This window comes from Luedemannella flava (assembly GCF_039528515.1).
GTDB classification, from domain to species: Bacteria; Actinomycetota; Actinomycetes; order Mycobacteriales; family Micromonosporaceae; genus Luedemannella; species Luedemannella flava.
Genome location: NZ_BAAALT010000026.1, coordinates 1 through 1,939, shown reverse-complemented (window position 1 = coordinate 1,939; position 1,939 = coordinate 1). Strand labels below are relative to the sequence as shown.

The following is a 1,939-nucleotide window of genomic DNA, read 5'->3' as shown; positions in this document are numbered from 1 at the left end:
GCTGCGCGGCGATGCCGTCGACCAGCACGCGCAACGTCGGGTCCAACTCGTCGGCGTCGTCGCGCGCCCGGCGGGCGCGGGCGTCGTCGAGGTCGAACACCTCGGCCTCGTGGCGGTTCCAGTCGAATCCGCGGGTCTCGTCGCGGCCGTCGTCTGGGCTGTTCATGATGGTGCTACCTCCATTGGTGAGGGCGCCGGAGCGCGGCCGGGTTTCCTAGGCCTGTAGGCCGCGCTCCGGGCAACGTCAGGACTGGCGCGGGCGCCCGTGGCGGGCGTCGACCAGGGCGATGTAGGCGGGGGTGCCGAACGGCGGGCACTGGCACGGGGCCTGCTGGCAGAGCGCGCACCGCACCTGCCACGCGGGGATGAGCCCGGTGGCGTAGTCGTCGAAGTCGGCCGACAGCACCGTGTCGAACGCGGCGAGAACATCCCACGCATCGTTGTTGTCGTCAGGCATCGGCATCGTCGTGACCGGCATGTTGGTGCTCCTCTCACGCGGCGGCCGGCGCGAGGACCGGTCCGCTCGTCGGGGCCGGTGACGACACCGTGTCGTCACGGCGGGGCATGTGCCGCTGGACCGTGCGCTCCGACACCTTCAACCGCGCCGCGATCTCCGCAGGCGTCGCCTGCGGGTTGCGGGCCGCCGCCTTGGCGACACGCTCGGCCGCCGTCGGGCGCTTCACCGCACGCGCCGGCTGACGCCGCGCGGGCGCCGTGACGGCCGGCGCCGAGGTCGCCTCGGCGGGAACGGGGGACGGCTCGACGGTCGTCACCACGGTCGGCACGGTGACCGTCTCGATGACCTCGGCGGTCTGCGCGGCGTGCTTACCGGCGCGGGAGAGCATCTCGACGACCAGCAGCAGCGCCACCGCCGGCCACGCCGCGACGATGCGGGCGCCCAGCGTGGGTGCGGCGTGGGCGACGTTGGCCGCGACGCTGGCGAGCACGCCGGCCAGGAACGCGATACGGGCCGACCATCGGACCTTGCGACCAGTGCGCTTGTCGTCGGCCATCACGACCGAGGCGACGATGAGCATGCCGTCGACCGAGGCGGGCAGGACGTAGGCGACCTCGGGACGCTCGCCGTAGTGCAGGGCGACGCCAACCATGTGCGAGTACGACGACCAGGCCGCGATACCGGCGACCGAGCCGGCGGACAGGTTGCGGGCCAGCCGGCCACCATTGACGCGCATTACGACACCTCCGTGTCGGTCGGGGGAATGAACTGGACCAGGGCGTCAGGATCGATGAGCACATGCGCGGCGACGCGCACGCTCACAAGCCGGGAGCCCTTGTGCGGTGTGACGGGGTGGCCGACCTGCTCCACATCCAGCACGGCGGACACCTCGCGCAACGCGGCCTGTACCGCCGCCGGAGCACCGAGCACCGTGATCGTCACGATGCCGGGACGATGGTTACGGGCGGCCATCACGCGGCCCACCGTTCGACCTCGGCGCCGGTCCATCTCGGTCAACGGTCGGTCGGAGCACAGGACGGTAATCTCTGCCGCTACCAGGTCCATTTCGGCCTCGATCAGGGGCCACTCGCGCTCGATAGCGGCCAGGTCGGCGGACGTCGGACCGTCGTCGTCCAACGTCTGGTTGGTAATCACGGGTTGTGGTCCTTCCGCTAAGCCGCGCGGCGGCGCGGTGTCGTGGCCTGCTCGCAGCAGGGCGGGCAGTGAGTCTCACGGGGGGCCAGCGCGGCGAGGTCGCCGCAGGCGGCGCAGGCGCGCCAGACGGCGCGGCGCTTGGTCGTGATCCGCACAACGGCGGCGAGGTTCGAAGACACGGTGATCGGCCCTCCTCCGGGTCGGGGTTCAGCGAGATTGGGTGTCCGGCCCGGCGGCGGCCAACAGAGCAGCACCGCCGGACCGGGGACTTACAAGTCAGCGCACGGCGCTACGCAGCTCGACCCGCTCGCCCGGGATCTACCGGGG

3 protein-coding genes are annotated in these 1,939 nt (G+C 72.0%); all 3 read right to left on the bottom strand.

The features are described from left to right. Positions 1-244: 244 nt before the first annotated feature. The 3 genes from ABD211_RS05590 to ABD211_RS05580 are packed head-to-tail and all read right to left on the bottom strand — an operon-like array spanning position 245 to position 1,612. Positions 245-478, bottom strand: coding sequence for a hypothetical protein (locus tag ABD211_RS05590; RefSeq protein ID WP_344126910.1), 234 nt, complete (start codon positions 476-478; stop codon positions 245-247). Between the two features lie 13 nt (positions 479-491). Then, positions 492-1,193, bottom strand: a complete 702-nt coding sequence (locus tag ABD211_RS05585; RefSeq protein ID WP_344126908.1) for a DUF2637 domain-containing protein — start codon at positions 1,191-1,193, stop codon at positions 492-494. Continuing rightward, the gene (locus tag ABD211_RS05580) at positions 1,193-1,612 is read right to left on the bottom strand and encodes a DUF6284 family protein (RefSeq protein WP_344126906.1); all 420 of its coding nucleotides are present in this window, start codon (positions 1,610-1,612) and stop codon (positions 1,193-1,195) included. Before ABD211_RS05580 ends, ABD211_RS05585 begins: the two co-directional genes overlap by 1 nt. Between the last annotated feature and the right edge of the window lie 327 nt (positions 1,613-1,939).